25 protein-coding genes are annotated in these 24,399 nt (G+C 66.0%); 22 read left to right on the top strand and 3 right to left on the bottom strand.

The annotated features are described in order from the left end of the window. Positions 1–3 precede the first annotated feature (3 nt). Positions 4–963, bottom strand: a complete 960-nt coding sequence (ispH, locus tag ACI6S0_RS12285; RefSeq protein ID WP_434403214.1) for a 4-hydroxy-3-methylbut-2-enyl diphosphate reductase — start codon at positions 961–963, stop codon at positions 4–6. Positions 964–1,130: 167 nt separating this feature from the next. Between ispH and ACI6S0_RS12280 the strand changes: the two genes are divergently transcribed. From ACI6S0_RS12280 to tatC, 9 genes are all read left to right on the top strand, one after another. Further along, positions 1,131–1,739 (top strand): hypothetical protein, encoded by a 609-nt coding sequence (locus ACI6S0_RS12280; RefSeq protein WP_010336260.1) that lies wholly within the window; start codon positions 1,131–1,133, stop codon positions 1,737–1,739. 165 nt (positions 1,740–1,904) lie between these two features. After that, a complete protein-coding gene (argS, locus tag ACI6S0_RS12275) occupies positions 1,905–3,632 on the top strand; it encodes an arginine--tRNA ligase (protein ID WP_434403213.1) in 1,728 nt (575 codons plus the stop codon). A gap of 19 nt (positions 3,633–3,651) precedes the next feature. Further along, positions 3,652–4,371: an SPOR domain-containing protein gene (locus tag ACI6S0_RS12270; RefSeq protein WP_004207980.1), complete on the top strand. Its 720-nt coding sequence runs from the start codon at positions 3,652–3,654 to the stop codon at positions 4,369–4,371. A gap of 55 nt (positions 4,372–4,426) precedes the next feature. Beyond that, positions 4,427–5,437 carry a beta-N-acetylhexosaminidase gene (gene nagZ, locus ACI6S0_RS12265; RefSeq protein WP_434403212.1) on the top strand — a complete coding sequence of 337 codons (1,011 nt, stop codon included), beginning with the start codon at positions 4,427–4,429 and terminating at the stop codon, positions 5,435–5,437. A 17-nt stretch (positions 5,438–5,454) separates the two neighbouring features. Next, positions 5,455–6,237 (top strand): segregation and condensation protein A, encoded by a 783-nt coding sequence (locus tag ACI6S0_RS12260; RefSeq protein ID WP_004207978.1) that lies wholly within the window; start codon positions 5,455–5,457, stop codon positions 6,235–6,237. Positions 6,238–6,245: 8 nt separating this feature from the next. Next, a complete protein-coding gene (scpB, locus tag ACI6S0_RS12255) occupies positions 6,246–6,827 on the top strand; it encodes an SMC-Scp complex subunit ScpB (RefSeq protein WP_010336265.1) in 582 nt (193 codons plus the stop codon). A gap of 28 nt (positions 6,828–6,855) precedes the next feature. Continuing rightward, positions 6,856–7,095: a twin-arginine translocase TatA/TatE family subunit gene (locus tag ACI6S0_RS12250; protein WP_004207976.1), complete on the top strand. Its 240-nt coding sequence runs from the start codon at positions 6,856–6,858 to the stop codon at positions 7,093–7,095. A 26-nt stretch (positions 7,096–7,121) separates the two neighbouring features. Beyond that, positions 7,122–7,586: a translocase gene (locus tag ACI6S0_RS12245; protein ID WP_434403211.1), complete on the top strand. Its 465-nt coding sequence runs from the start codon at positions 7,122–7,124 to the stop codon at positions 7,584–7,586. Further along, entirely contained in the window at positions 7,583–8,374 is a 792-nt protein-coding gene (tatC, locus tag ACI6S0_RS12240; protein WP_004207974.1) for a twin-arginine translocase subunit TatC, read from the top strand. The genes ACI6S0_RS12245 and tatC overlap by 4 nt, the downstream gene beginning before the upstream one ends. 35 nt (positions 8,375–8,409) lie before the next feature. Here the strand turns inward: tatC and ACI6S0_RS12235 are convergent, their stop codons facing one another. Then, positions 8,410–8,538 carry an entericidin A/B family lipoprotein gene (locus tag ACI6S0_RS12235; protein WP_004207973.1) on the bottom strand — a complete coding sequence of 43 codons (129 nt, stop codon included), beginning with the start codon at positions 8,536–8,538 and terminating at the stop codon, positions 8,410–8,412. Between the two features lie 370 nt (positions 8,539–8,908). Beyond that, positions 8,909–9,886, bottom strand: a complete 978-nt coding sequence (locus ACI6S0_RS12230) for a cell wall hydrolase (RefSeq protein WP_434405943.1) — start codon at positions 9,884–9,886, stop codon at positions 8,909–8,911. 200 nt (positions 9,887–10,086) lie between these two features. Here ACI6S0_RS12230 and ACI6S0_RS12225 point away from each other — a divergent pair, with 200 nt between their 5' ends. The 13 genes from ACI6S0_RS12225 to murG all read left to right on the top strand — a co-directional run bounded on the left by ACI6S0_RS12225 (position 10,087) and on the right by murG (position 24,295). Continuing rightward, the gene (locus ACI6S0_RS12225) at positions 10,087–11,079 is read left to right on the top strand and encodes a cysteine synthase A (protein WP_434403210.1); all 993 of its coding nucleotides are present in this window, start codon (positions 10,087–10,089) and stop codon (positions 11,077–11,079) included. Between the two features lie 42 nt (positions 11,080–11,121). Next, positions 11,122–11,439, top strand: a complete 318-nt coding sequence (locus ACI6S0_RS12220) for a hypothetical protein (RefSeq protein ID WP_004207970.1) — start codon at positions 11,122–11,124, stop codon at positions 11,437–11,439. A gap of 6 nt (positions 11,440–11,445) precedes the next feature. Continuing rightward, a complete protein-coding gene (locus ACI6S0_RS12215) occupies positions 11,446–12,621 on the top strand; it encodes a Gldg family protein (RefSeq protein ID WP_434403209.1) in 1,176 nt (391 codons plus the stop codon). Positions 12,622–12,851: 230 nt separating this feature from the next. Beyond that, positions 12,852–13,349 (top strand): division/cell wall cluster transcriptional repressor MraZ, encoded by a 498-nt coding sequence (locus ACI6S0_RS12210; RefSeq protein WP_004207968.1) that lies wholly within the window; start codon positions 12,852–12,854, stop codon positions 13,347–13,349. Next, positions 13,346–14,293 carry a 16S rRNA (cytosine(1402)-N(4))-methyltransferase RsmH gene (gene rsmH / locus ACI6S0_RS12205; protein WP_434403208.1) on the top strand — a complete coding sequence of 316 codons (948 nt, stop codon included), beginning with the start codon at positions 13,346–13,348 and terminating at the stop codon, positions 14,291–14,293. The genes ACI6S0_RS12210 and rsmH overlap by 4 nt, the downstream gene beginning before the upstream one ends. Beyond that, the gene (locus tag ACI6S0_RS12200) at positions 14,290–14,943 is read left to right on the top strand and encodes a hypothetical protein (protein WP_004207966.1); all 654 of its coding nucleotides are present in this window, start codon (positions 14,290–14,292) and stop codon (positions 14,941–14,943) included. Before rsmH ends, ACI6S0_RS12200 begins: the two co-directional genes overlap by 4 nt. Further along, a complete protein-coding gene (locus ACI6S0_RS12195; protein WP_037517204.1) occupies positions 14,943–16,646 on the top strand; it encodes a peptidoglycan D,D-transpeptidase FtsI family protein in 1,704 nt (567 codons plus the stop codon). Before ACI6S0_RS12200 ends, ACI6S0_RS12195 begins: the two co-directional genes overlap by 1 nt. Beyond that, complete coding sequence (locus ACI6S0_RS12190) at positions 16,646–18,088, top strand: UDP-N-acetylmuramoyl-L-alanyl-D-glutamate--2,6-diaminopimelate ligase (RefSeq protein ID WP_010336273.1); 1,443 nt, start codon at positions 16,646–16,648, stop codon at positions 18,086–18,088. Before ACI6S0_RS12195 ends, ACI6S0_RS12190 begins: the two co-directional genes overlap by 1 nt. After that, positions 18,085–19,476: a UDP-N-acetylmuramoyl-tripeptide--D-alanyl-D-alanine ligase gene (locus ACI6S0_RS12185; RefSeq protein WP_434403206.1), complete on the top strand. Its 1,392-nt coding sequence runs from the start codon at positions 18,085–18,087 to the stop codon at positions 19,474–19,476. Before ACI6S0_RS12190 ends, ACI6S0_RS12185 begins: the two co-directional genes overlap by 4 nt. Beyond that, positions 19,476–20,549: a phospho-N-acetylmuramoyl-pentapeptide-transferase gene (mraY, locus tag ACI6S0_RS12180; protein ID WP_017501213.1), complete on the top strand. Its 1,074-nt coding sequence runs from the start codon at positions 19,476–19,478 to the stop codon at positions 20,547–20,549. Before ACI6S0_RS12185 ends, mraY begins: the two co-directional genes overlap by 1 nt. A gap of 4 nt (positions 20,550–20,553) precedes the next feature. Next, positions 20,554–21,867 carry a UDP-N-acetylmuramoyl-L-alanine--D-glutamate ligase gene (murD, locus tag ACI6S0_RS12175; RefSeq protein ID WP_434403205.1) on the top strand — a complete coding sequence of 438 codons (1,314 nt, stop codon included), beginning with the start codon at positions 20,554–20,556 and terminating at the stop codon, positions 21,865–21,867. Between the two features lie 62 nt (positions 21,868–21,929). Beyond that, positions 21,930–23,132: an FtsW/RodA/SpoVE family cell cycle protein gene (locus ACI6S0_RS12170; protein ID WP_010336276.1), complete on the top strand. Its 1,203-nt coding sequence runs from the start codon at positions 21,930–21,932 to the stop codon at positions 23,130–23,132. Next, positions 23,129–24,295, top strand: coding sequence for an undecaprenyldiphospho-muramoylpentapeptide beta-N-acetylglucosaminyltransferase (murG, locus tag ACI6S0_RS12165; RefSeq protein ID WP_017501212.1), 1,167 nt, complete (start codon positions 23,129–23,131; stop codon positions 24,293–24,295). The genes ACI6S0_RS12170 and murG overlap by 4 nt, the downstream gene beginning before the upstream one ends. Positions 24,296–24,399: the final 104 nt, after the last annotated feature.

Here is a 24,399-nt window from a genome sequence, read left to right as displayed (position 1 = left end):
GGGTTATGCGACCTCCAGTCCGCGCGGCAGCTTGAAGGAGATATTCTCCTGCGCCGTTTCCACCTGTTCCTCGGTCACGGCAAAGCGCTCGGCGATCCGGTCGACCACTTCGCGCACCAATATTTCGGGCGCGGAGGCGCCGGCGGTGAGGCCGAGCGTCGTCACGCCGTCCAGCCAGGCAAAGTCGATCTCCTCGGCGCGCTGGATCAGGCGGGCGGGGGTGCCCTCGCGCTCGGCGACCTCGACCAGGCGCAGCGAGTTGGAGCTGTTGGGCGCGCCGATCACATAGACGGCGTTGCAGCGGGCGGCGATCGCCTTGACCGCCGTCTGGCGGTTCGACGTCGCATAGCAGATATCCTCGCCCTTGGGCGCGATGATCGAGGGGAAGCGACGCTCCAGCGTGGCGACGATCGCGGCGGTGTCGTCGACCGACAGGGTCGTCTGGGTCAGGAAGGCGAGATTGTCGGCATCGCTGGGCGCCAGCGCCTCGGCATCCTCGACCGTTTCGATCAGCGTCATCGTGCCGTCGGGCACCTGGCCGAAGGTACCGATCACCTCCGGATGGCCCTTGTGGCCGATGAACAATATGTGGCGGCCGGCGGTCACCATGCGTTCGGCCTGGCGATGGACCTTGCTGACCAGCGGGCAGGTGGCGTCGAGATAGTCGAGGCCGCGCTCCTCCGCCTTGGCCGGCACCGCCTTGGGCACGCCATGGGCGGAAAAGACCACCGGCACACCGTCGGGCACCTGGTCCAGTTCCTCGACGAAGATCGCGCCCTTGGCCTTCAGGCTGTCGACCACGAACTTGTTGTGGACGATTTCATGGCGGACATAGACCGGCGCGCCATATTTCTCGATCGCGCGCTCGACGATGATGATGGCGCGGTCGACACCGGCACAGAAGCCGCGCGGGGCAGCGATCAACAGGGTCATCGGCGGGCGAGGGGCGGGGCTCTGCGTCATGGGCGCGGCTTAGGGCAATGTCGCGCCCGAAGGAAGGGCCAACGCAAATCACCGCGCTTTGTGTTGCGTGGGCGGCGGGGGATGGATAAGGAAGCCGGACGCCTCTGTCCAAGGGGCATGCTGAGGAATTGCTGCCTGTGACATTGTCCCGAATTGCGTTGACCGGAATGCTCGCCCTTGCCCTTGCCGGCTGTTCTCGCCGGGGGGAAATCGACCCGACGGGCGGTATCGTCACGGTGCGTTCGGCTTGCCCGGTGGCTGCAATCCCGGCCTATACCGGTGACGTGACCCTGTTCAATCCGGCCCAGAGCCGCGATGCCTCCGCGATCGACGTGGTGGCGAACATCACCGATCTGCGCTCGACCTGTTCCGATGGCGCCCAGCTTTATACCCAGGCGACCTTCGTGGTGAATGCGCGTCGCAACGACGCCAGCGCCGCGCGCCAGGTGACCTTGCCCTATTTCTCGGCGATCGTGCGCGGCGGCAGCGCCGTCGTCGCCAAGCGGATCGGCCAGGTGACGCTGAACTTCGCGCCGGGCGAATATCGCGCGACCGCGACCGCCACGGCCGGCTCCTATGTCGACAAGGCATCGGCCACGCTGCCGCCGGAAATTCAGCAGAAGATCACGCAGAAGCGCAAGGCGGGCGACGCGGATGCCGCGATCGACCCCTTCGCCCAGCCGGACGTCAAGGCGGCGCTGCAGCGAACCAGCTTCGAGCTGCTCGTGGGTTTCAACCTGACCCAGGATCAGCTCAAATATAACGCGACCCGTTAAGGTCGTTTCCGCTTAGATTTTTCCCCGTTCGTGCTGAGTAGGGACTGAGCGAAGTCGAAGGCCCATATCGAAGCATCTTGTGTCACATACATCCTTCGATACGCCATTTCGACTGCGCTCAATGGCTACTCAGGACGAACGGATTTTGTGACGCAGGATAGTTTGATGTCCCTTTACACCCGTTTCACCGCCCATCTCGATGCCGTGCTCGACGCGCTGGAGGCTGAAGGCACGCTGCCCGCCGGCCTCAACCGCAAGCCGGTGACGGTGGAGCCGCCGCGCGATCCCAGCCATGGCGACCTGGCCACCAACGCCGCGATGGTGCTGGCCAAGCCCGCCGGCACCAATCCGCGCGCGCTGGCCGACGCGATCGTCACCAAGCTGCAGGCGCTGGACGAGGTCGAGGCAGCCAGCATCGCCGGTCCCGGCTTCATCAACCTGACCCTGACCGACCCGACCTGGCGCGCCGAACTGGCGGCGATCCATGCCGAAGCCGCCGATTATGGCCGGTCCGATTTCGGCGCGGGCACGACCGTGAACGTCGAATATGTCTCGGCCAACCCCACCGGTCCCATGCATATGGGCCATTGCCGCGGCGCGGTGGTCGGCGACGCGCTCGCCACCCTGCTGGAATATGCCGGGCACAAGGTGATCCGCGAATATTATATCAATGATGCCGGTGGTCAGGTCGACGTGCTCGCCCGTTCCGCGCATGTCCGCTATCGCGAAGCGCTGGGCGAGGATGTCGGCGCGATCCCCGAGGGGCTTTATCCGGGCGATTATCTGGTGCCGGTGGGGCAGGCGCTGGCCGCCGAATATGGCGACAGGTTCGTCGGCGCGCCCGAGGGTGACTGGCTGGTCCTGTTCCGCACCTTTGCCGTTGCGAAGATGATGGACATGATCCGCAGCGATCTCGCGCTGCTGGGCATCCATCACGACATCTTCTCGTCGGAGGCGGAACTGCAGGCGGCAGGCAAGCCGGCCGAGGCCGAGGCCTGGCTGCGTGCCCATGATCTGGTCTATGATGGCGTGCTGGAAGCGCCCAAGGGCGAACTGCCCGACGATTGGGAGCCGGTGGAACTGCCGCTGTTCCGTTCGACCAGGTTCGGCGACGACCAGGATCGGCCGATCAAGAAGTCGAATGGCAGCTGGACCTATTTCGGCGCCGACATGGCCTATCATTTCCAGAAGGCGCGGACCGCCGATCAGCTGATCGACATCTGGGGCGCGGACCATGCCGGTACGGTGAAGCGCATCCAGGCCGCCGTCGCCGCCCTGACCGAGGGCAAGGCGCGGTTCGACGTGAAGCTGATCCAGATGGTCCGCCTGCTGCGCGATGGCGAGCCGGTGAAGATGTCCAAGCGCGCCGGCAATTTCGTCACGCTGGCCGATGTCGTGCGCGAAGTGGGCAAGGATGTCGTCCGCTTCACCATGCTGACGCGCAAGGCCGATGCCCAGATGGACTTCGATTTCGCCAAGGTGGTGGAAGCGTCCAAGGACAATCCGGTCTTCTATGTGCAATATGCCCATGCCCGCATTTCCTCGCTCGGCCGCCGTGCAGAGGAGGCCGGGATCGAGCTTCCCGCGCCCGACCTGTCCCTGCTTGGGACGGCGGAGCTGAACCTGGTGAAGCTGGCAGCGCAGTTCCCGCGCGTCGTCGAAGGATCGGCGCAGGCCCGTGAGCCGCATCGTATTGCCTTCTATCTCAATGACTTGGCTTCAGCATTCCATGGCTGGTGGAATATGGGCAATGATGATCCGCGCGCGCGCGTCGTGCTGGCGGACGATCCGGCCCTCACCTCGGCCCGGCTTTTCTTGAGCCGCGGAATCGGGCAGATCATCCGCAACGGCCTTGCCCTGATGGGCGTGGTCGCGCTGACCGAAATGCAGTGAGCCGAGCGGAGTTTCGATAATGGGTGACTATGCACGTGGGCGACTTGACCTCGATGACGAGGACCGGCTGCCCTGGCTGGAACCTGCGCTCGACGAGGCGGATGAGGAACGGATTTCGCCCTTGCGCCTGCTAGGCCTCATCATCCTGGGCCTGGTGCTGATCGGCGCGGTGGTCGCGGGCATGTGGTGGCTGCAGAACCGCAACGGCGGTGGCGCGGGCGAGGGGCAACTGATCGCCGCGCCGCAGGGCGACTACAAGATCGCGGCCAAGGAAGCGGACGCCAAGAAGTTCCAGGGCGAGGGCGATGCCAGCTTCGCCGCGAGCGAGGGCGTGGCCCGCGATGGCCAGATCGACCCGAGCCGCGTGCCCGAGGCGCCAATCACCCCGACCGGCGCTGCCCCTGCAGGCACCAAGCCCGCTGTTCCCGCCAAGCCCGCGCAGAGCGTCACCGCCAAGGTCGAGGACGAGACCAGGGCCGCGCCCAAGGCAGCCGCGCCCAAGGCCGCCGGCAGTGGCGTCATCCAGCTGGGCGCCTATGGCAGCGCGTCGGGCGCCAAGGATGCCTGGGGCCGCCTGTCGAAGCGCTTTGCCTATCTGGCGCCGCTCGCCATGTCGGTCGAGCCGGCCGAAGTGGGCGGCAGCACCGTCTATCGCCTGCGCGCCAGCGCCGGCGGACAGGCGGGCACCGTTTGCGGCAAGCTGAAGGTCGCGGGCGAAAGCTGCATCATCGTCAATTGACCCAAACAGGGCGCGGGCGTCGACAGCCCGCGCCTTAGTCATTAGCATCGGCGTCATGAAACCCGTTATCTTCGGCCTATCCGGCGAAACCTTGACCGCCGACGAGCGCGCCTTCTTTGCCGAGGCGCAGCCGGCCGGCTACATCTTGTTCAAGCGCAACATTGCCGATCGCGCGCAGGTGCGGGCGCTGACCGACGAACTGCGCGCGCTGCACGGGCGCGACGACCTGCTGATCATGATCGATCAGGAGGGCGGCCGGGTCGCGCGGATGCAGGCACCGGTCTGGCCCAGCTTTCCCGCCGGCGCCGTGTTCGACCGCCTTTATGACATTGCGCCGTCCAGCGCGATCGCGGCGGCACGGGCCAATGCACGGGCGCTCGCGCTGATGCTGGCGGAGGTTGGCATCACGGTCGATGCGCTGCCGCTGCTGGACGTGCGGCAGGAAGGCGCAAGCGACATCATGGGCGACCGGACGCTGGGCGCCGAGCCGATGCGCGTCGCGGCGCTTGGCCGCGCCGTGATCGAGGGGCTGGCCGACGGCAATGTCGTGGGCATCGTCAAGCATATGCCGGGCCATGGCCGCGCGCTGGTCGACAGCCATCTGGAGCTGCCGGTCGTCCATGCCGGGACGGAGGAACTGGAAACCGACCTCGCGCCGTTCCGCGCGCTCAAGGACGCGCCGATGGGAATGACCGCCCATGTCGTCTACACCGCCTGGGATGCCGACCGGCCGGCCAGCCTGTCGCCGATCGTGATCGAGGAGATTATTCGCCAGCGCATCGGCTTTGACGGGCTGCTGATGTCCGACGATCTCGACATGAAGGCGCTCAAGGGCTCGATACCCGAACTGGCCGCCGGCGTGGTCGCGGCCGGGTGCGACCTGGCGCTCAATTGCTGGGGGCGGATGGACGATATGGTCGGCATCGCCAATCTGCTGCCGGATATCACGCCGGCTGCGCGGGCGCGGCTCGATCGGGCGATGGGCTCGGCCCATGTCGCCGACCTGCCGCCGTTCGAGGAGTTGCTGGCGACCCGCGACACGTTGCTGGCGCTGGTTCCGGCCTGATCGCGGACGCGGGGGCGATGGACGATCTCTTCACCGCCCCGGCCGCGACGCCCGCCGAGGTTCTGACCGTCAGCTTCGAAAGCTGGGAGGGGCCGCTCGACCTGTTGCTGGCGCTGGCGCGGACGCAGAAGGTCGACCTGCGCGAAATCTCCATCCTGGCGCTGGTCGAGCAATATCTGGCCTATGTCGATGGCGCGCGGCAGCTGAAGCTGGAACTGGCGGCCGACTATCTGGTGATGGCGGCCTGGCTGGCCTATCTCAAATCGGCGATGCTGCTGCCCAAGGAAGCGCAGCCCGAGCCCAGTCCCGAGGAAATGGCGCTGCGGCTTCAATTGCGGCTGCAACGGCTGCACGCCATGCGCGAGGCCGGCGCGCGGCTGATGGCCGGCGATCGAATCGGGCGCGACGTGTTCGTCCGCCCCCGGCCCGAGGGGCTGCACATGGTGCGGCGGGCGAAGTGGAGCGCCAGCCTTTATGATCTGATCCAGGCCTATGGCCAGATCCGCGCGCGTAACCAGCCGGTGGTGCATATGGTCGCGGTGCGGCCGGTGATGACTCTGGACGAGGCGATCCAGCGGGTGAGTGCATTGGTCGGGTCGGCGCTCGACTGGACGACCCTGGAATCCTTCCTGCCCGACGATCGCGACGGACCGATGGCGAAATCGGCGCTGGCCAGCAGCTTCGTGGCGATGCTGGAACTGGCCAAGCAGGGGCGGGTGGACATAAGGCAGGACGGAATATTCGAGCCGATCTATTTGCGGGCGGCGCTGTCGGGCGATCAATGGGAGCAGTTGCGGTGATCCGGGAGATGGATGATTTCGCGCGCGCGGTGGAGGCGGCCTTGTTCGCGTCGGAGGAGCCGCTGACGCCCGCCGAACTGCGCGCCCATGTCGGCGATGGCGGCGACCTGCCCGCGACGCTGGCCGGGCTGGCGCAGGATTATGCCGGACGCGGCGTCAATCTGGTCGAACGGGGCGGGCGCTGGCATTTCCAGACGGCCGCCGACCTGGCGCATATCCTGCGGCGGGAACGGGACGAGACGCGCAAGCTGTCCCGCGCGGCGATGGAGACGCTGGCGATCATCGCCTATCATGAGCCGGTGAGCCGCGCGGAGATCGAGGCGATTCGCGGGGTTCAGGTGGCCAAGGGCACGCTGGATGTGCTGATGGAGGCCGGATGGGTGCGTCCGGTGGGGCGGCGCGAAGTGCCGGGTCGCCCACTCATCTATGCGACCAGCGTAGAGTTTCTGTCACATTTTGGCCTTAGCAGCCGCCGGGACTTGCCGGGTCTGGACGATTTGCGGGCTGCGGGGTTGCTGGATCCGGTGGATTTGGCGCTGGAGGGTCTGGGCGGTCAATCCGTTCTGGAAAAGGATGAGGAAGAGGCCTAGAAAGGCCTCCTTTCAGGAGTATGTGAAAATGGGTTCTTTCTCGCTGATGCACTGGGTGATCGTGCTCCTGGTCGTCATGCTGCTGTTCGGTGGCGGCCGGATTTCCGGCCTGATGGGTGACGTGGCCAAGGGCATCAAGAGCTTCAAGAAGGGCATGGCCGACGACGAGGATGACGCGACGCCGGCAAAGCCAGCGACCCGGATCGAGGGTCATCGCGTGCCCGAACAGGATGCGCCGAGCGCAACCGAAGAAAAGACCAAGGCCTGATCTCTAACGCAGGCTGGTAGTCGCGCATGTTTGGCATCGATTCGACCGAATTTCTGGTGATCGTGATCATTGCGGTGATCGTGATCGGCCCGAAGGATCTTCCGCGCGCGCTCTACAAGGTGGGGCAGATCGTGGGGAAGGCCCAGGGCATGGCCCGGCATTTCCGCACCGGCATTGATGCCATGGTGCGGGAAGTCGAGCTGGAAGAGCTGGAAAAGAAATGGGCCGAGCAGAATAAGCGCATCATGGCCGAGCATCCGCCCGAGACCCAGGTTCCCGAAACCCAGGTCATCGAGCATGGTTCGGCCAGCGATGCGCCCGCTGCTTCGGCTGTAGACGACAAGCCGCCTTATGTGGCGGAAGCGCCGGCGGCCCCCGCTGCCGATGCGCCGCCCTATGTGGCGGAGGCTGCGCCGCCGCCGGTGGCGGACAAGCCGCCCTATGTCGCGGAAGAACCCGCTGCACCCAAGCAGGGGGATGCGGCGGCATGATCGGCGATATTGACGACAGCAAGGCGCCCTTGCTGGACCATCTGATCGAACTGCGCAGCCGCTTGCTCAAATGCGTCTACGCGCTCGCCATCACCGGGGCGATCTGCTTCTATTTTTCGGAGCAGCTCTTCGCCATCCTGGTGCATCCGCTCAAGGAAGCCTTTGGCGATGCCGGCGGCAAGCTGGTCTATACCAAGCTCTATGAAGCCTTTTTCGTGCAGATCAAGATCGCGCTGTTCGGCGCCTTCTGCCTGTCCTTCCCGATCATCGCCAACCAGCTCTGGGCGTTCGTCGCGCCGGGGCTATATGCGAAGGAAAAGAAGGCACTGCTGCCCTTCATCATCGCAACCCCCTTCCTGTTCGCTCTGGGCGCGAGCCTCGCCTATTTCGTGGTGATGCCGACCGCCTTCCATTTCTTCCTGGGCTATCAGGGCAATGGTAGCGGGCTGCAGGTCGAGGCGCTGCCGAGCGCGGACAGCTATCTGGGCCTGGTGATGCAATTCATCCTGGCTTTCGGCATCTGTTTCCTGCTGCCGGTGCTGCTGATGCTGCTCAACCGGGCCGGCTTCGTGTCGCGCGAGCAGCTCAAGGGCATGCGCCGCTACATGATTGTCGGCGCCTTCATCCTGGCCGCGGTGCTGACCCCGCCGGATGTGGTGTCGCAGCTGATGCTCGCCATCCCGTTGCTGCTGCTCTACGAAATCACGCTGGTCGCGATCTGGTTCACCGATCGCAGCCAGGCGAAACGTGCCGCCGCAGAAGCGGCGGCCGAGGAAGCATCCGCATAAGAAAAGGCCCGCGAAACGCGGGCCTTTTTATGTGATCAGTTGGCCGACTTCTCGACGGCCTTGCCGGCGCTCTGCACATCCCTGCCAGCGCCTTCCACCGTGTTGCAGGCGGATACCAGCAGCGAGCCGGTGAGCAGCAGGGCGGTGACGATTGTCTTGGTCATCGGTTTCTCCTTCCGAAATTCGGCCGACCGCATGGCGAGCCATATCGGTGACCGCTGGAGAACACGCCTGGACGGGAAGGGTTCCGCCGGCTGACGCTGGTTCGGCGATGAGGGAGGGTGGCCCGAAAAAGTCTGAGCCCGGAACGCGTCGGGGGGGGATGATGCGTTCCGGGCTCATATTTTTTGGATAGCAAGAGCGGGGGGCAAAAGATTTGCTATCCGAAATGCAGAACGAGCGGCAAAGCGGGTGGTTCCCGATTTCCGCTCCTGATCGCGAATTTTAATTACCCTTGTTTTCAGGCATTTCGCTGGTTAATTGGATATTAACCTAAAATAATCTCGCCAGGCGAGCGCAAAAAGATGGTGCGGTTCAACCGAGCGGCCGGCCGCTGTTGCGATATTCGGGGCGGATCGTCGATTCCGGCAGATTGTCGATCGGCGCGGTGAGGACGGGCGCGGGGGCGGGCTGGGGCACCGGCGTGGAGGGCGCGACCGGCGGCAGGGGCACATAGGCGGTTGCCGGTCCCGCGCTCATCAGTTCGACGGGCGTAACCGGCTGGACCGGCCAGATCCGGCGGGCAGGGCCGGATATCAGTTCGCGCCCCGGATAGGCGTCGCTGAAGGCGGCGGGCGTGCCGTTGAAGCCCATGCCGCGATAGAAGATATGGGCGCCGATCACGGCAACCGGCTGCAGCGTGGCGGACCAGGCCGGGCGGACGGCCAGCGTATGATAATGGGTGGCAAGGCCCACCGGGGCATAGGCTTTGCCCGACAATGCCTGCTGGGCGATGCCGCGCGCGCGGACCCAGGCGACGGCGTTGGGCAGGCGGGCCATGGCGCCATCGCAGCTGAAGGTGAACTGGCAGTGGAAGTCGGTGCGTTCCGACCCCTGATAGACGACGCCGCAGACGCTGTTGGGCCAGAGCGGGCTGCGCACGCGGTTCAATACCACCTGTGCGACGGCGCGCTGGCCCTCCTCCGGCTCATTCCCGGCTTCATAATAGATGGCCGATGTCAGGCAGTTGAGCGCGCGATAGCTGTCTGTTGGAGTGATGCCGCGGAAGGTGGCGGCCGGTGCCGCCTTGACCTCGGCCAGGCCCATGACATGCGGGCTCTGGATGGTGAGTGCGCCGGGCGCCGGATCAAAGGCGCCTTCGGCATAGAAGAAGGCGGAGCCGGGGAAATTGGCGCCCGCCTGTTCGGCCGGGTCGGGGCCATGATGATCCTCGGCCAGCATGTCGAGCGGCGCGGCGGTGATGAGATGCGGCACGACCAGCACCGCAAGCGCCAGTGCGCCCAGGCCGCCATGCCAGATCCATCGTTCCTGTTGTCGCGAAAGCCGCATCATCCAGCCGGTATCGAGCGGGCCCGATTGCCGCGCGGCCTTGGCCATAGCCGATTTTCCTTTCCAATTCCTCCACGGAATCGGGCGGGGCATGTGTCGGGAGTGGGGGGGGGCGGCGCGCAAAGCCGGGGCAAACCGGCTCTTTTCGTGATGCAGCATTCCCTTGCTTGGCAAGCACGTATCGGCTCCGCTATGCGGGGTGCATGCTGCTCCAGAAAGATAGCCTCGCCCTGATCGGTAATACCCCGATGGTGCGTCTCGCCGGTCCGTCCGAAGCCACCGGATGCGATATCTACGCCAAGTGCGAATTCGCCAATCCCGGCGCATCGGTGAAGGATCGCGCCGCCCTGTTCATCGTCAATGATGCCGAGGAGAAGGGGCTGTTGAAGCCCGGCGGCACGATCGTCGAGGGGACGGCCGGCAATACCGGCATCGGCCTGGCGCTGGTCGCCAATGCCAAGGGCTACAAGTCGATCATCGTCATGCCCGAGACGCAGAGCCGGGAAAAGATGGACACACTGCGCGCGCTGGGCGCGGAACTGGTGACGGTGCCGGCGGCGCCCTATTCCAACCCCGGCCATTTCGTCCACACCTCGCGCCGCCTGGCGGAGGAGACGGAAGGTGCGATCTGGGCCAACCAGTTCGACAATATCGCCAATCGCAAGGCGCATATCGTCGGCACGGCCGAGGAAATCTGGACCCAGATGGAAGGCCGGATCGACGGCTTCATCTGTGCGGCGGGCACCGGCGGCACGATCGCCGGCGTGGGCCTTGGCCTCAAGGCGCATGACGAGAATATCGTCATCGGCCTCGCCGATCCCCATGGCGCGGCGCTCTATAATTATTATGCCCATGGCGAGTTGAAGGCGGAGGGCAATTCGGTCGCCGAAGGCATCGGCCAGGGGCGCATCACCGCCAATCTGGAAGGCGCACCGATCGACACCCAGTTCCGCATTTCCGACGAGGAAGGGCTGGAGTGGGTCCGCCGCCTGCTGGCCGAGGAGGGGCTGTGCCTGGGTCTGTCGTCGGGCATCAATGTCGCGGGTGCCGTTGCGCTTGCGAAACAGCTTGGGCCGCGCAAGAAAATCGTGACAATCCTGTGCGATACCGGATTCCGCTATCTGTCGACCCTCTACAACCGGCAGTGGCTCGAATCGAAGGGCTTGACGATATTCCCCTGGCTCGCGCACAATTGACGGGCCGACACGGGTCGCGGCGGCATAAAATAGAGCATGTTCATGGCTGATCATTCCCGCCGACAGGAGGGGTTGCAGCGCGTTCAGATAGGGCTGACCGGCCTGGCAGGCGTTGTCCTGCTGGTCGGACTGGCGAACATCGTCATCGACAAGGCGCGGGTGGACGATATCGCGTCCGCGCCGCCGGCCGTGCCGACGATCGACGTCAATGCCGCTGTTGCCGCCACCACGCCCAAGGAGCCGCTCGCCGAACTGGGCGTGCAACCCGCGCCGGAAATGGCGCCGATCGTCCCCGATCTGCAGCCCGATCCCAAGATCCGCAAGCCGATGGACCAGGAACCCACGCCGCAGACGCCCTGACGGGCGATGATGTCGTTCGTTCGCTGTCTTTCGCGATTGCTCACCCTGTTGCTGCCGGCGACGCTGATGCTGCTCGCCGGTCTGGCGGCTGCCTGGCGCACCGGGCAGGCGGATCCATGGTGCTGGGGCTGGCCGGCACTGCTGTTGCTCGTGCCAACGGGGTGGTGGCTGGCGCGGCAGGGCTTTCTGCAGGCGCTGTGGGTGGGGCTGGGTGGCGCCGGGATGGCGCTGCTCTTCTGCGCCCTGGCTGCTGCACGCATGCCTGCCCCCTGGGCCATCATCGGCTTGCTGCTGCTGGCGCTGGCGGCGGCCGGCGGTGGCGCTTTGCTGTGGCAGCGGCGCTGGCTGCCGGCATGTGTCGCATTGGCCGCGGCGCTGCTGCTGCTCGGCTTCGGTCCGGCCCGTCCCATTTCCTCCCAGCCTGATCGTCCGGTGCTTGCCGTCATCACCGCGCTGCCGCTCTTCTGGGAAGAGGGTGGGGCTGGGACAAGGCGGGACGCGCCGATCGTGACGCTGCTGCGCAGCCGGTTCGACGTGCGGCCGATCGATGATGTGCGGGCACTGGCCGCATCCGGCGCGCCCGTGCTGCTGCTGGCGCAGCCCCGACCGATGACGCCGCAGGCGCTGGTCGCGCTTGACCGCTGGGTCCGGGATGGCGGCCGGCTGCTGCTGCTCACCGATCCGCGTCTGCGCTGGCCGTCCGGTCTGCCGCTGGGTGACCGGCGCCGGGCGCCGATGGTCGGCACGCTTGGCCCTCTGCTGGCGCATTGGGGCGTGCGGGGCGGGGCGGTGCGCGATCAGGAAATACGCCATTTCCTGCCCGATGACCGGCTTTTGACGATGGCCGGGATGCAGCCCCTGTCATTGGAGGGGCAGGAGGGCGCTGTTCCGCTGCGGCTGCGGATCGGTCGCGGGGAGGCGCTGCTGCTGGGCGACGCGGACCTGATCGACGACCGGTTGTGGCTGGCCGATCCGGCGCGTCCGCTCGATCCGCGCGCCTGGAGCGCGGATACGCCGGCGCTGGTGGCGCAATGGCTGGGGGCGGAGATGCCGGATGGTCGCCGCTGGATGCGGAATGTCGCGGATGTCCGGCTGGGGCTGCGATCGGCGCTTCTGGCTGGGACAGGCTGGGCGATAGTGGGTCTGATGCTGCTGCGCCGTCGTCCGGGCGGAATGGCATGAGAACAAAAAGTGAAAATAAGCTGGTGAAAGGAGGAAAAAACGGTTAATCCCGTTTCTGACCGGCTTTTCCCAACTTCACCCAACATTTCCCTTTGCAGGCCGCCTCATGCTTGGTAGATATTCCAACATTGGGGTTAGTCAGGCTTTGCGAGAGTCTTGCGCCGGGATTCGAAAACGCGATTCCGGCGACGGGAGGCCTGCGCCCTGCTTAAAAGGGGCGAATTTCCAGCGTGTCGGACGTCATTCTCTATTCGGGCAACGCGTTCAGCGTCGCGGACGGCAAGGGCCGTTTCGTGCTGCCCCTGGAGATGCGCCGCCAGGTGAAGCTGGCGAGCGGCGGCGAGAACCGTCTGTGCCTGTCGGTCCATATGGACAATGGCTGCGCCACCGGCTTCGGCCTGTCCCACAAGCTGTTCCTGTTCGAGGAAGTGAATGAGCTGGAGCGCGAGGCACGCGCCGCCAATCGTCCCTTCAACGGCGATCTGGAGCGCGAAAATCGCCTGGGCACGATCGAGGACGTGAATTTCGACGAGGGTGGCCGCTTCTTCCTGCACCCCGATATCAAGGAAGAGGCCGGTATCACCGACGTCGTGTTCTTCTATGGCGTTGGCCGCTATTTCCAGATCTGGAAGCCCGAGGCGCTGGTCGAAAGCCCGGATCGCCCGGCGCTGATCCGCAACAAGGTGCGCCGCTGGCTGGAACAGCGCGCAGCGGAGGGCGGCAAATGAGCGCCGCGCCGCATATCCCTGTCCTCCTGACCGAAGTGCTCGATGCGCTCGCCATTACCCCAGGCGAGCGACATGTCGACGGCACCTTCGGCGCGGGCGGCTATTCCAGCGCCATGGCGGCGGCTGGCGCGCAGGTCTTCGCCTTTGATCGCGACCCCGATGCGATCCGGGAAGGGCAGGCGCTGGCCGATGAAAAGGGTATCACCCTGATCCCCGGCGAATTTTCGCGGATGGAGGAACTGCTGGCCGAACGTGGCGTCAGCAGCGTGTCGGGTATCACGCTGGATATCGGCGTGTCGTCGATGCAGCTTGACCGGCCCGAACGCGGCTTTTCCTTCCAGGCGGACGGTCCGCTCGACATGACGATGAGCCAGGGTGGCATGAGCGCGGCCGATTTCCTCAACACCGCCGCGGAAGAGGATATTGCCGACGTCATCTATCGCTATGGTGAGGAGCCGCGTTCGCGCCGGGTTGCCCGCGCGATCGTCGATGCACGGCCGCTGGAGCGGACCGGGCAGCTTGCTGCCGTGGTGCGCCGGGCGCTGGGCTACAAGCCGCATGACAAGAAGGATCCCTCGACCCGCACTTTCCAGGCGATCCGCATCCATGTGAATCGCGAACTGGAGGAGCTGGAGCGCGCGCTCGAAGCGGCGGTAGCGCTGCTGGAGCCGGGCGGCCGGCTTGCGATCGTGACCTTCCACAGTCTGGAGGACCGCATCGTCAAGCAGTTCCTGCGCAAGCGCAGCGGCAGCGAGGCGGGCGGATCACGCCACCTGCCCGAGAAGAAGGCCGAGGTCGCGCCTGCATTCGAAAAGCCCGCCAAGGCCGTCAAGCCCGGCGAAACTGAACTGGCGCGCAATCCGCGTGCCCGTTCCGCCACCCTGCGCAGCGCCGTGCGGACCGGCGCCCCTGTTGCCAATGCCCATCGGAGTGCCCGGCCATGATCGCGGTCAAGAGATTGCAGAGCCTGATCTGGGTGTTGCTGGTCGCGCTGGGCGCGCTCGGCGCCTATCTCGTCTCCTTGAAGGTCGCGACCGAGCGCAATGACGTGATGCGGGTGCGGATGCAGATCGCGCAGGCGCGCGGCGATATCCGCTATCTGGAAACCGAGTTCAGCGCGCGCGCCAGCATGCGCCAGCTGGAGCGGTGGAACCAGGACGACTTCATGTATGCGACGCCGACCGCCGGCCAGTATCTGGCGGGCGAACAGGCGCTGGCGCATCTGGATGGTGTCCAGCCCAACGGCCCGGACTATGTCGCGCCGCCGGTGATGGTGGCGATGGTCGAGACGCCGGCCGATCTGCCGTCCGCGCCGCAGGCCGCGCCGGCCAGTCCTGCCGCCAGCCAGATCCGCAGCGATATCGCCGTGATCCGCGAGGCGCACGCCGCCGACAATGTCGAGAAGCTGGCCAAGCCCGCCGCGCCGGTGAAGCTGGCCGAACAGCGCGCCAAGGCCGACGCCGACGTGTCGCGGCCCAATCCGGTCGCGCGCCGGGCCGAGCGCATGGCGATGCTGGACGCCAAGCTGCTGGACGACAGCACCATGGGTGACCTCAGTGCGCGTGCGGCGCGCGAGCGAAAGGGAGGCCGCTAATGGCCACGATCATCGTCCAGCCGGGCGGCGCCCGTGCCGGGCGGCAGCGGGTCAACCTGACGGCGATCGCGCATAATCGCCTGATGTTGCTGTTGATCCTGTTCATGATGATCACGGCCGTGCTGATCCTGCGACTGACCTGGGTCGGCATTTTTGCGAGCGGCAACGGCAATGGCGATGGATTGTCGGGCTTCACCCCGGCGCGCGCGGACATTGTCGACCGCAATGGCGTGCCGCTGGCGCGGACCATGGACGCCTATTCGATCGCGGTGCGCCCGTCCAAGCTGATCGGTGATCCCGACGAGCTGGCGCGCAAGCTGCACGAAATCTTCCCGGACGAATCCGAAGCAGTCTTCGCCAAGAAGCTGACCGGGCGCGGCTGGGCCTATCTGCGCCGCCGTGCGCTGCCCGAGGAAGTGGCGGCGGTGAACGCGCTGGGCGAGATCGGCATCGAATTTCCGCGCGAGAAGGAGCGCCTCTATCCCCAGCGCACGCTGGCCGCGCATATTCTCGGCTTTGCGCCCAATGCCGAGGGCAAGGGCGGCATGGGCGTGGAGGCCGCGTTCAATGATCGGATGATCGATCCGGCGCAGCGTAGCCGGCCCTTCGCCATGTCGATCGACAGCCGGGTGCAGGGCGCGCTGGAAAGCGAGCTGTATGCCCAGCTGGTCCAGACACGGGCCAAGGGTGCCGGTGGCATTATCCTGGACGTCAATACCGGCGAAGTGATCGCCATGGCATCGATCCCGGTGTTCGATCCCAACAAGCTGCAAAATTATGCCGGCAAGCGCTGCTCCGAATCGCCGCTCTGCAACCATATGGTGCAGGCCCGCTATGAGCTGGGTTCGGCGTTCAAGCCGCTGTCGATCGCGGCGGCCATGGATGCGGGCGTCGTGACATCGATGAGCAAGCGCTATGACGCGACCGCGCCGCTGGCCGTTGGCGGCTTCCGCATCAAGGACGACCACTCGCTTGGCCGCTGGATCAACGTGCCGGAAATCCTGGTCCACAGCTCCAACATCGGCACCGCCCGGATCGCCGACGAAATGGGCGCCGCGCCGTTGCAGAAGCTGTTCCGCAGCCTGGATTTCGACCAGCGTGCGCCGATCGAGTTCAATGAGCGTGCTGGTGGCCTGTGGCCGACCAATTGGGGCCGGATCACCAGCATGACCACGTCCTACGGCCATGGCATCGCGGTGACGCCGCTGCATCTGGCGGCGGCCTATGCGGCGCTGGTCAATGGCGGCATCTGGCGTCCGGCGACGATCCGCAAGCTCAAGGCCGATGAAGTGCCCGAGGGGCGCCGCGTCTTTTCCGCCGCGACCAGCGCGCGCATGCGCCAGCTGTTGCGGATGATCGTGTCGGCAGGTACAGGGCGTAGCGCCGACGCCAAGGGATTCCGGGTGGGCGGCAAGACGGGTTCCGCTGAAAAGCCCCAGGAAGGGCGCTACAACAAGACTTCGCTGGTGACGACTTTCGCTTCCGCCTTCCCGATGGACAATCCCCGCTATGTGGTTCTCGTCACGATGGACGAGGCGACGGGCCAATATGGCCTGCGTACCGCTGCATGGACGGCGGCGCCGGTGGTGAAGCGGGTGGTGGAGCGCACCGGGCCGATGCTTGGCGTAATGCCGGACGAGCGGCGGGACGTGGATATTTCGGATTTGATGCCGCTGTTGCACGGCGACAAGGAGACAGAGTGATGCGCCTCGGGTCGCTAATCGAGGAGCTGGGCGTCGAGGTCGGTGGCAACACCGGCCTCGACACGTCCGTGACGGGTTTTGCCATCGACAATCGCAAGGTTGCGCCGGGCACCATCTTCGGTGCCTTTCAGGGCCTGCGAGTCAATGGCGAGGATTTTATTGCCGACGCGGTGAAGGCCGGTGCGGTCGCGATCGTCGCCCGGCCGGAGGCGAAGGTCGAGGGCGCGGTGCATATCGCCGACGCCAATCCCCGCCGCCTGTTCGCGCAACTGGCCGCGCGCTATTTCGCGCCTTTCCCGGATGTGACCGTCGCCGTCACCGGCACCAATGGCAAGACCAGCACGGTCGAACTGGCGCGCCAGCTGTGGCGCATGCTGGGCCACAAGTCGGCCTCGATCGGGACGCTGGGCGTCACCACCTCGGTCGATCAGGTATCGACTGGCCTCACCACGCCGGACATCGTCACCTTCCTCGCCAACATGTCGGGCCTCAAGCGCGAGGGTATCACCCATGCCGCGTTCGAGGCGTCCAGCCATGGCCTCGACCAGTATCGCACCGAGGGGCTGCCGGTTGCGGCCGGCGCCTTCACCAACCTGTCGCGCGATCATCTCGATTATCATGGCGACATGGACAGCTATTTCGACGCCAAGATGCGCCTGTTCGACGAAGTCGTGGGCGACGGCGGCGCGGCCGTCATCTGGGCCGACGATGAATGGTCGGACAAGGCGATCCAGCGGGCTACGAAGCGGGGGCTTCGTGTGCTGAGCGTCGGGGTGCAGGGGCAGGCATTGCGTCTTGCCAACCGCACCCCGACCCAGTTGGGCCAGACGCTGGAAATCGAAGCCGATGGCAAGCTCTACAAGGTCAATCTGCCGCTGATCGGTGCCTATCAGGCGGCTAATGCGCTGACGGCGGCCGGTCTGGTCATTGCGACCGGCGGCGATACCGCCAAGGTGCTGGAATTGCTGGGCCGGGTCCAGCCGGTGCGGGGCCGTCTGGAACGCGCGGTCATCAGCAAGGCGGGCGCGCCCGTCTATGTCGATTATGCCCATACGCCCGACGGCCTGCGCGCCGCGATCGAGGCGCTGCGTCCCCATACCAGGGGCAAGCTGATCGCTCTGTTCGGCGCGGGCGGTGATCGCGATGCGGGCAAGCGCCCGCTGATGGGCAAGGTCGCCGCCGATCTGGCCGACCATGTCATCGTGACCGACGACAATCCCCGTTCGGAAGAACCCTCCGCGATCCGCGCCGCCGTGATGGCGGGCGCGCCGGGGGCGGAGGAAATTGGCGGGCGCCGCGCGGCGATCGCCGCCGCCATCGGTCAGGCAGGGGGCGACGATATCGTCCTGCTCGCCGGCAAGGGGCATGAGCAGGGGCAGATCATCGGCGACCGGGTGCTACCCTTTGACGATGTCACCGTGGCACGGGAGTGCGCGGGTTGAGCGATCTCTGGACCTCGGCCGAGATCGCAGACGCTACGGGCGGCGCCGTGTCGGCGCCGTTCGCCGTTTCTGGCGTCGCCTTCGACAGTCGCGAGGTGGGCGCGGGCGACCTGTTCGTCGCGATGAAGGGCGAAACGACCGACGGCCACAAGTTCATCGACAAGGCTTTCGCCCAGGGCGCGGCCGGCGCCATCGTCAGCGAGCCGGTCGATTATCCCCATGTGCTGGTGGCCGACAGTGCCGCCGCGCTGGAAGCGCTGGGCCGTGCATCGCGCAAGCGCAGCAACGCGAAGATCATCGGCGTGACCGGATCGGTCGGCAAGACTGGCACCAAGGAAGCGTTGTTCCATGCCCTTGAACGGGCCTGTCCGGGCGGCGTTCATCGGTCGGTCAAAAGCTATAACAACCATGTCGGCGTGCCGCTGAGCCTGGCGCGGATGCCGCGCGATGCGGCCTGTGGCGTGTTCGAAATGGGCATGAACCATGCCGGCGAACTGGCTGCGCTGACGCGGCAGGTGCGCCCGAACGTGGCGATCGTCACCGCCATCGCGCCGGCCCATATCGAATTTTTCGGGACCGAGGAAAAGATCGCCGAAGCCAAGGCCGAGATTTTCGAGGGGCTGGAGCCGGGCGGCACCGCTGTCATTCCCTATGACAGCCCGCATGTCGCGACCCTCTATGGCAAGGCGGAGCGTCATGCCGATCATATCCTGACCTTCGGCTTCAGCCCGGAGGCGGATATTTTCGTGCGCGATACCGTGCCGGCGCCGGGCGGCGGCACGCTGGTGACCGCGGCGCTGCCGGGGGTGGAACTGTGCTTCACCGTCGGCGCGCCGGGCGACCATTGGGTGTCCAATTCGCTCGCCGTGCTGGCCGCAGTCGAGGCGCTGGGCGGCGATCTGGCCGCGGCGGGCCTTGCGCTCGCGGAAATGCCGGGCCTGCCCGGACGCGGCGCGCGCCGCATCCTGCCGGTGGCGGGTGGCGAGGCGCTGCTGATCGACGAAAGCTATAACGCCAACCCCTTGAGCATGGCCGCGACGCTCAAGCAATTGGGGCGCGAGCAGGCCGACCGCCGCATCGCCGTGCTGGGCGGCATGCGCGAACTGGGCAGCCGCAGTGCCGAACTGCACGCCGCACTCTCGCAACCGTTGAGCGAGAATGGCGTCGACTATGCGATATTGGTGGGCGAGGAGATGGCGCCGCTGGCCGACGCCCTTGGCGGCCTCGTCGCCTTCGACCATGTGCCGGACGCTGCGTCGGCCACTGATCTGATCAACAAGGAAATGCGTGCGGGTGACGCGATCCTGGTCAAGGGCTCCAATGGCATCGGGCTGTCCCGCCTGGTCGCCGCCCTTGGCGATGCCACCCGCGACGGAGATAAAGACTGATGCTCTACTGGCTTGCCCAGACCCTGGATTTTGCGGGGGCCTTCAACCTCATCCGCTACCTGTCCTTCCGGGCGGGCGCGGCGATTGCGACCGCGCTGATCATCGGCCTCGTCATCGGCCCCAAATTCATCGGCTGGCTGCGCGTGCGCCAGGGCAAGGGGCAGCCGATCCGCAGCGACGGGCCGCAGAGCCATCTGGCCAAGCGCGGCACGCCGACCATGGGCGGCCTGATGATCCTGACCTCCATGGTTGTATCGGTGCTGCTGTGGATGGACCTGTCCTCCACCTATGTCTGGGCCTGCCTGTTCGTGACGCTGGGCTTCGGCGCTATCGGCTTCCTCGACGATTATGACAAGGTGACCAAGGCCAGCCACAAGGGGCTGTCGGCCAAGATGCGCCTGGCCTTCGAGTTCCTGATCGCCGGTTTCGCCGCCTGGATGATCGTCAACCAGCATGGCAACACCGCGCTCTACGTGCCCTTCTACAATGGCCCGGCGATCGAACTGGGGCCCTTCTATTTCCTGTTCGCCGCCTTCGTCATCGTCGCGTTCGGCAATGCGGTGAACCTGACCGACGGGCTTGATGGCCTCGCCACCATGCCGGTCATCATCGCCTGCATGGCGTTCATGGCGATCGTCTATCTGGTCGGTCGCGCGGACTTCGCCACCTATCTCGGCATCCCGCATGTGCCGGGCGCGGGCAACCTCACCATATTGTGCGGGGCGATCATCGGCGCGGGGCTGGCCTTCCTCTGGTTCAACGCGCCGCCCGCTGCCGTCTTCATGGGCGATACCGGCAGTCTGGCGCTGGGTGGCACGATCGGCGTGATTGCGGTCACCGCCCATCATGAAATCGTGCTCGGCGTCGTCGGCGGCCTGTTCGTGGTCGAGGCGCTGTCGGTCATCATCCAGGTCTTCTTCTACAAGCGGACCGGCAAGCGTGTGTTCAAGATGGCGCCGATCCACCATCATTTCGAACAGCTTGGCTGGGCCGAACCGACCGTGGTGATCCGCTTCTGGATCATCTCCTTCGTGCTGGCGCTCGCCGGCCTCGCCACGCTGAAGCTGAGGTAAGCGGATGATCGTTTCGCAGGCCTTCAAGGGGAAGACCTACGCCGTATTGGGGCTGGCCCGTTCGGGGGTGGCCACGGTCGAGACGCTCGTCGCCAGCGGCGCGCGCGTCGTCGCCTGGGACAGTCGCGAGGAAGCGCGGGCTGCCGTCGCCGACAAGGCGGAGTTGGGCGACCCGATGGAGATCGACCTGGCCGGTTTCGACGGCATCGTCGTGTCGCCGGGCGTGCCGCTCAACAAGCATCCGATCGCGATGCGCGCGAAGATCGCCGGCGTGCCGATCATCGGCGACATCGAACTGTTCGCGCTCGCCCGGCCGACGCTGCCGCCGCACAAGGTCGTCGGCATCACCGGCACCAACGGCAAGTCGACCACCACCGCGCTGATCCATCATATCATCGAACAGGCTGGCTTCCCGGCGCGGATGGGCGGCAATATCGGCCTGCCGATCCTGGGCCAGGAACCACTGGAACCGAACCTGCACGGCATGGGCGTCTATGTGCTGGAATTGTCGAGCTATCAGATCGACCTGACCCATAGCCTCGACTGCGATGTCGCGGTGCTGCTCAACATCACGCCCGACCATCTCGATCGCTACAATGGCTTTGCCGGCTATGTCGCGTCGAAGGCGCGGCTGTTCGCGATGCAGTCGGCCGACCATGTCGCGGTGATCGCGACCGAGGATGAACCGAGCCGTGGCATCGCCGCATCGGCCCCGGCGCAACTGCGCGAAGTGAAGGCCGCCGATATCGATCCGGAGGCTCAGCTTGGCTGGCCATCGCTGCAGGGGCCGCACAATGCCCAGAATGCCGCGGTCGCGATCGCGGTCGGCCGGGCATTGGGCATCGACGACGCGACCATCATGGCCGCGCTCGCCAGCTATGCCAGCCTGCCGCACCGGATGCAGGCGGTGGGCACGCATAATGGCGTGCTCTATGTCAATGACAGCAAGGCGACCAATGCCGCCTCGACCGCGCCGGCGCTGGGCGCCTGGCCGGCCAGGGATGGCAAGCCGCGCATCCACTGGATTTTGGGCGGCGTCGCCAAGTCCGACAATCTGGACGAATGCGCGCCTTATTATGGCAATATCGCCCATGCCTACACCATCGGTGAGGCGGGTCACATGTTTGCCGACCTGTTGCGGCCGCACATGGCGGTCGATGACAGCGAGATGCTGAGCGCCGCCGTCCGTCGCGCCGCGCGCATCGCCCAGCCGGGCGATGTCGTGCTGCTGTCGCCGGCCTGCGCCAGTTTCGACCAGTTCCGGGATTTCGAGGCGCGCGGCGATGCCTTTGCGGCGGCCGTGAGCGCGCTGGAATAGAACGCACTGGAATAGACAGGGCGATCGGGGGCAACGGGATGGATAGCGAGGGACGTAAGGGCATGTTCAGGGCGGGCGAACTGGTGAAGGGCTTCAAGACCCGCACCGTGCCGCGCGAGCGTACCGCGCTGGCCATCTGGTTCTGGGAAATCGACCGGGTGCTGCTGTCGCTGATCGTCGCGCTGATGGCGATCGGGCTGGTCGCCGTGGCCGCGGCATCGCCGGTGGCCGCGATCGACCGCTCGACCGCGCAGGTGGCGGTCAATCCGCTGATCTATTTCTATCGCCAGCTGATGTGGGTGTTCATCGGCCTGCCGATCATGCTGGTCATCTCCATGCTGCCGCGGCCGCAGGCGCGGCGGCTGGCGATCTTCCTTGCCGTCTTCTTCTTCCTGATGCTGCTGTTCGTACCGCTGCTGGGTTCCACGGTGAACGGCGCCAAGCGCTGGATCGACCTGCCGGGATTCCGCTTCCAGCCCTCGGAATTTCTGAAGCCGGTCTATGTCGTGACGCTGGCCTGGCTGTTGTCGCTGCGCGCCAAGGACCAGAGCCTGCCGGTGATGCCGCTCACCGGCGCGATGACGCTGCTGATCGCCGCGATCCTGATGAAGCAGCCGGACTTTGGCCAGACGGTCATCTTCCTTGCCTGCTGGGGCGTGCTGCTGATGCTCTCGGGGCTCGAAATGCGCTGGATCGCCATGCTGGGCGGGCTGGCGCTCGCGGGGCTTGTCGCGGTCTACATGTTCTATGAAAATGGCCGCCAGCGCATCAACGACTTCCTCGGCATCGGCGTCCAGATGGATACCGGCCCGGACCAGACGGACCTGGCCTTCCGCACCATCACTCATGGCGGCTTCACCGGCGTCGGGCCGGGCGGCGGCCAGAACAAGTTCCGCCTGCCCGAAGCCCATACCGACTATATCTTCTCGGTGATCGGCGAGGAGTTCGGCCTGCTCGCCTGCATCGCCATCGCCTGCGTCTATCTGGCGATCGTCGTGCGCGTGCTGCTGCGCCTGCTGGACGAGGAGGATAATTTCACCATCCTCGCCGCCGCCGGCCTCACGACCCAGTTCGGGCTGCAGGCGATCATCAATATGGGCGTCAATGCGCAGATTTTTCCGTCAAAGGGCATGACGCTGCCCTTTATCAGCTACGGTGGCTCCTCTATGCTCGCGCTTTGTATCGGCGTCGGCCTGCTGCTCGCATTCACGCGGCGCAACCCCTTCATGGGTCGGCACACGGTCGTCAAATGGAGTGGTCGATGAGCATTTCCCGTCACTTCGTCCTCGCCGCCGGCGGGACGGGTGGTCATATGATTCCCGCTCATGCGGTGGCCGAGGAACTGATGGCGCGCGGCCATCATGTCGCCCTCGTCACCGATGAGCGGGGCGCGAAGATCCCCGGCATCTTCGATAAGGCACAGGTCCATGTCATGCCGGCGGGCCGCATGACCAAGAATCCGGCGAGCTGGCCGGGCGCCCTGAAGGCGATCCTGGCCGGGCGCGCGATGGCCCGGCGGCTCAACGACACGTTCAAGCCGACCGCCGTGGTCGGCTTTGGCGGCTATCCCGCCATGCCTGCTTTGCTGGGCGCGCTGGCCGATGGTATCCCGACCGCGATCCATGAACAGAATGCGGTGCTGGGCCGGGTCAACCGCCTGCTCGCCGGCCGGGTCGACGCGATCGCCACCGCCTATCCGCTGGTCGAGCGCCTCAAGGACAAATATGCCGGCAAGGTGCATCTGGTCGGCAATCCGGTGCGCGAGGAAGTGAAGGCGCTGCGCGACGAGGAATTTCCCGCGCTGACCGACGAGAGCGTGTTCCGCGTGCTGGTGATCGGCGGCAGCCAGGGGGCGAGCATCCTGTCGAGCGTCGTGCCCGAAGGGCTGTCGATGCTGCCGATCGCGCTGCGCCGCCGCCTTCAGGTGACGCAGCAGTGTCGCGCCGAGGATATCGAACGCGTCCGCGCCACCTATGCCGAGATGGAGATCCCGGCCGATCTCGCCACCTATTTCAACGACGTGCCCGAAAAGCTCGGCTGGTCGCACCTGATGATCGCGCGGGCAGGGGCATCGACCCTGGCCGAGCTGACCTGTGCCGGCCGTCCCGCCATATTGGTGCCGCTGCCCAGCGCCATGGACGATCATCAGACCGCCAATGCGCGCGAGATGACCGAGGCTGGCGGCGCCCGCACCATCCCCCAGTCGCGCTTCACCGCGGTGGAACTGGCCAAGCAGATGCAGAAGATGGCGCTGGAACCGGGCGCCCTGCAAAATGCCGCCAAGCGCGCCCGTGCCTGTGGCCGCCCGGATGCGGCGCGCGACATGGCAGACCTGCTCGAAAGCATCGGCCCCGCGCCGATCATGAATGACCCGCTTCGCGTCGGCCCCACGCCGACCACGCTCAATTTGCAGGGCGTCCCTGCATGATCCGCACATATCTCTCCCCGTTCGGGCTGAGCCTGTCGCAGCCCTCTGCTGAGCGGAGCGAAGCCGCTTCGCCTGCGGCTCTGCTGGGCCCTTCGACTTCGCTC

The sequence above is a fragment of the Sphingobium sp. DN12 genome (assembly GCF_051058005.1).
Classification (GTDB): Bacteria; Pseudomonadota; Alphaproteobacteria; order Sphingomonadales; family Sphingomonadaceae; genus Sphingobium; species Sphingobium yanoikuyae.
The sequence above is the reverse complement of the archived record's forward strand: the minus strand, read 5'-3'. Positions and strand labels throughout refer to the sequence as shown.

Excerpts from the sequence above, each read along its gene's own strand:
- ispH (WP_434403214.1), bottom strand. The coding sequence starts at position 963 with ATGACGCAGAGCCCCGCCCCTCGCCCGCCGATGACCCTGTTGATCGCT.
- scpB (WP_010336265.1), top strand. The coding sequence starts at position 6,246 with ATGGATGATTTCGCGCGCGCGGTGGAGGCGGCCTTGTTCGCGTCGGAG.
- ACI6S0_RS12220 (WP_004207970.1), top strand. The coding sequence starts at position 11,122 with ATGGCTGATCATTCCCGCCGACAGGAGGGGTTGCAGCGCGTTCAGATA.
- argS (WP_434403213.1), top strand. The coding sequence starts at position 1,905 with ATGTCCCTTTACACCCGTTTCACCGCCCATCTCGATGCCGTGCTCGAC.
- ACI6S0_RS12245 (WP_434403211.1), top strand. The coding sequence starts at position 7,122 with ATGTTTGGCATCGATTCGACCGAATTTCTGGTGATCGTGATCATTGCG.
- murD (WP_434403205.1), top strand. The coding sequence starts at position 20,554 with ATGATCGTTTCGCAGGCCTTCAAGGGGAAGACCTACGCCGTATTGGGG.
- ACI6S0_RS12215 (WP_434403209.1), top strand. The coding sequence starts at position 11,446 with ATGATGTCGTTCGTTCGCTGTCTTTCGCGATTGCTCACCCTGTTGCTG.
- ACI6S0_RS12280 (WP_010336260.1), top strand. The coding sequence starts at position 1,131 with ATGCTCGCCCTTGCCCTTGCCGGCTGTTCTCGCCGGGGGGAAATCGAC.
- mraY (WP_017501213.1), top strand. The coding sequence starts at position 19,476 with ATGCTCTACTGGCTTGCCCAGACCCTGGATTTTGCGGGGGCCTTCAAC.
- ACI6S0_RS12250 (WP_004207976.1), top strand. The coding sequence starts at position 6,856 with ATGGGTTCTTTCTCGCTGATGCACTGGGTGATCGTGCTCCTGGTCGTC.
- nagZ (WP_434403212.1), top strand. The coding sequence starts at position 4,427 with ATGAAACCCGTTATCTTCGGCCTATCCGGCGAAACCTTGACCGCCGAC.
- tatC (WP_004207974.1), top strand. The coding sequence starts at position 7,583 with ATGATCGGCGATATTGACGACAGCAAGGCGCCCTTGCTGGACCATCTG.
- ACI6S0_RS12170 (WP_010336276.1), top strand. The coding sequence starts at position 21,930 with ATGTTCAGGGCGGGCGAACTGGTGAAGGGCTTCAAGACCCGCACCGTG.
- ACI6S0_RS12230 (WP_434405943.1), bottom strand. The coding sequence starts at position 9,886 with ATGATGCGGCTTTCGCGACAACAGGAACGATGGATCTGGCATGGCGGC.
- ACI6S0_RS12235 (WP_004207973.1), bottom strand. The coding sequence starts at position 8,538 with ATGACCAAGACAATCGTCACCGCCCTGCTGCTCACCGGCTCGCTGCTG.
- ACI6S0_RS12200 (WP_004207966.1), top strand. The coding sequence starts at position 14,290 with ATGATCGCGGTCAAGAGATTGCAGAGCCTGATCTGGGTGTTGCTGGTC.
- ACI6S0_RS12225 (WP_434403210.1), top strand. The coding sequence starts at position 10,087 with ATGCTGCTCCAGAAAGATAGCCTCGCCCTGATCGGTAATACCCCGATG.
- ACI6S0_RS12260 (WP_004207978.1), top strand. The coding sequence starts at position 5,455 with ATGGACGATCTCTTCACCGCCCCGGCCGCGACGCCCGCCGAGGTTCTG.
- murG (WP_017501212.1), top strand. The coding sequence starts at position 23,129 with ATGAGCATTTCCCGTCACTTCGTCCTCGCCGCCGGCGGGACGGGTGGT.
- rsmH (WP_434403208.1), top strand. The coding sequence starts at position 13,346 with ATGAGCGCCGCGCCGCATATCCCTGTCCTCCTGACCGAAGTGCTCGAT.
- ACI6S0_RS12270 (WP_004207980.1), top strand. The coding sequence starts at position 3,652 with ATGGGTGACTATGCACGTGGGCGACTTGACCTCGATGACGAGGACCGG.
- ACI6S0_RS12190 (WP_010336273.1), top strand. The coding sequence starts at position 16,646 with ATGCGCCTCGGGTCGCTAATCGAGGAGCTGGGCGTCGAGGTCGGTGGC.
- ACI6S0_RS12195 (WP_037517204.1), top strand. The coding sequence starts at position 14,943 with ATGGCCACGATCATCGTCCAGCCGGGCGGCGCCCGTGCCGGGCGGCAG.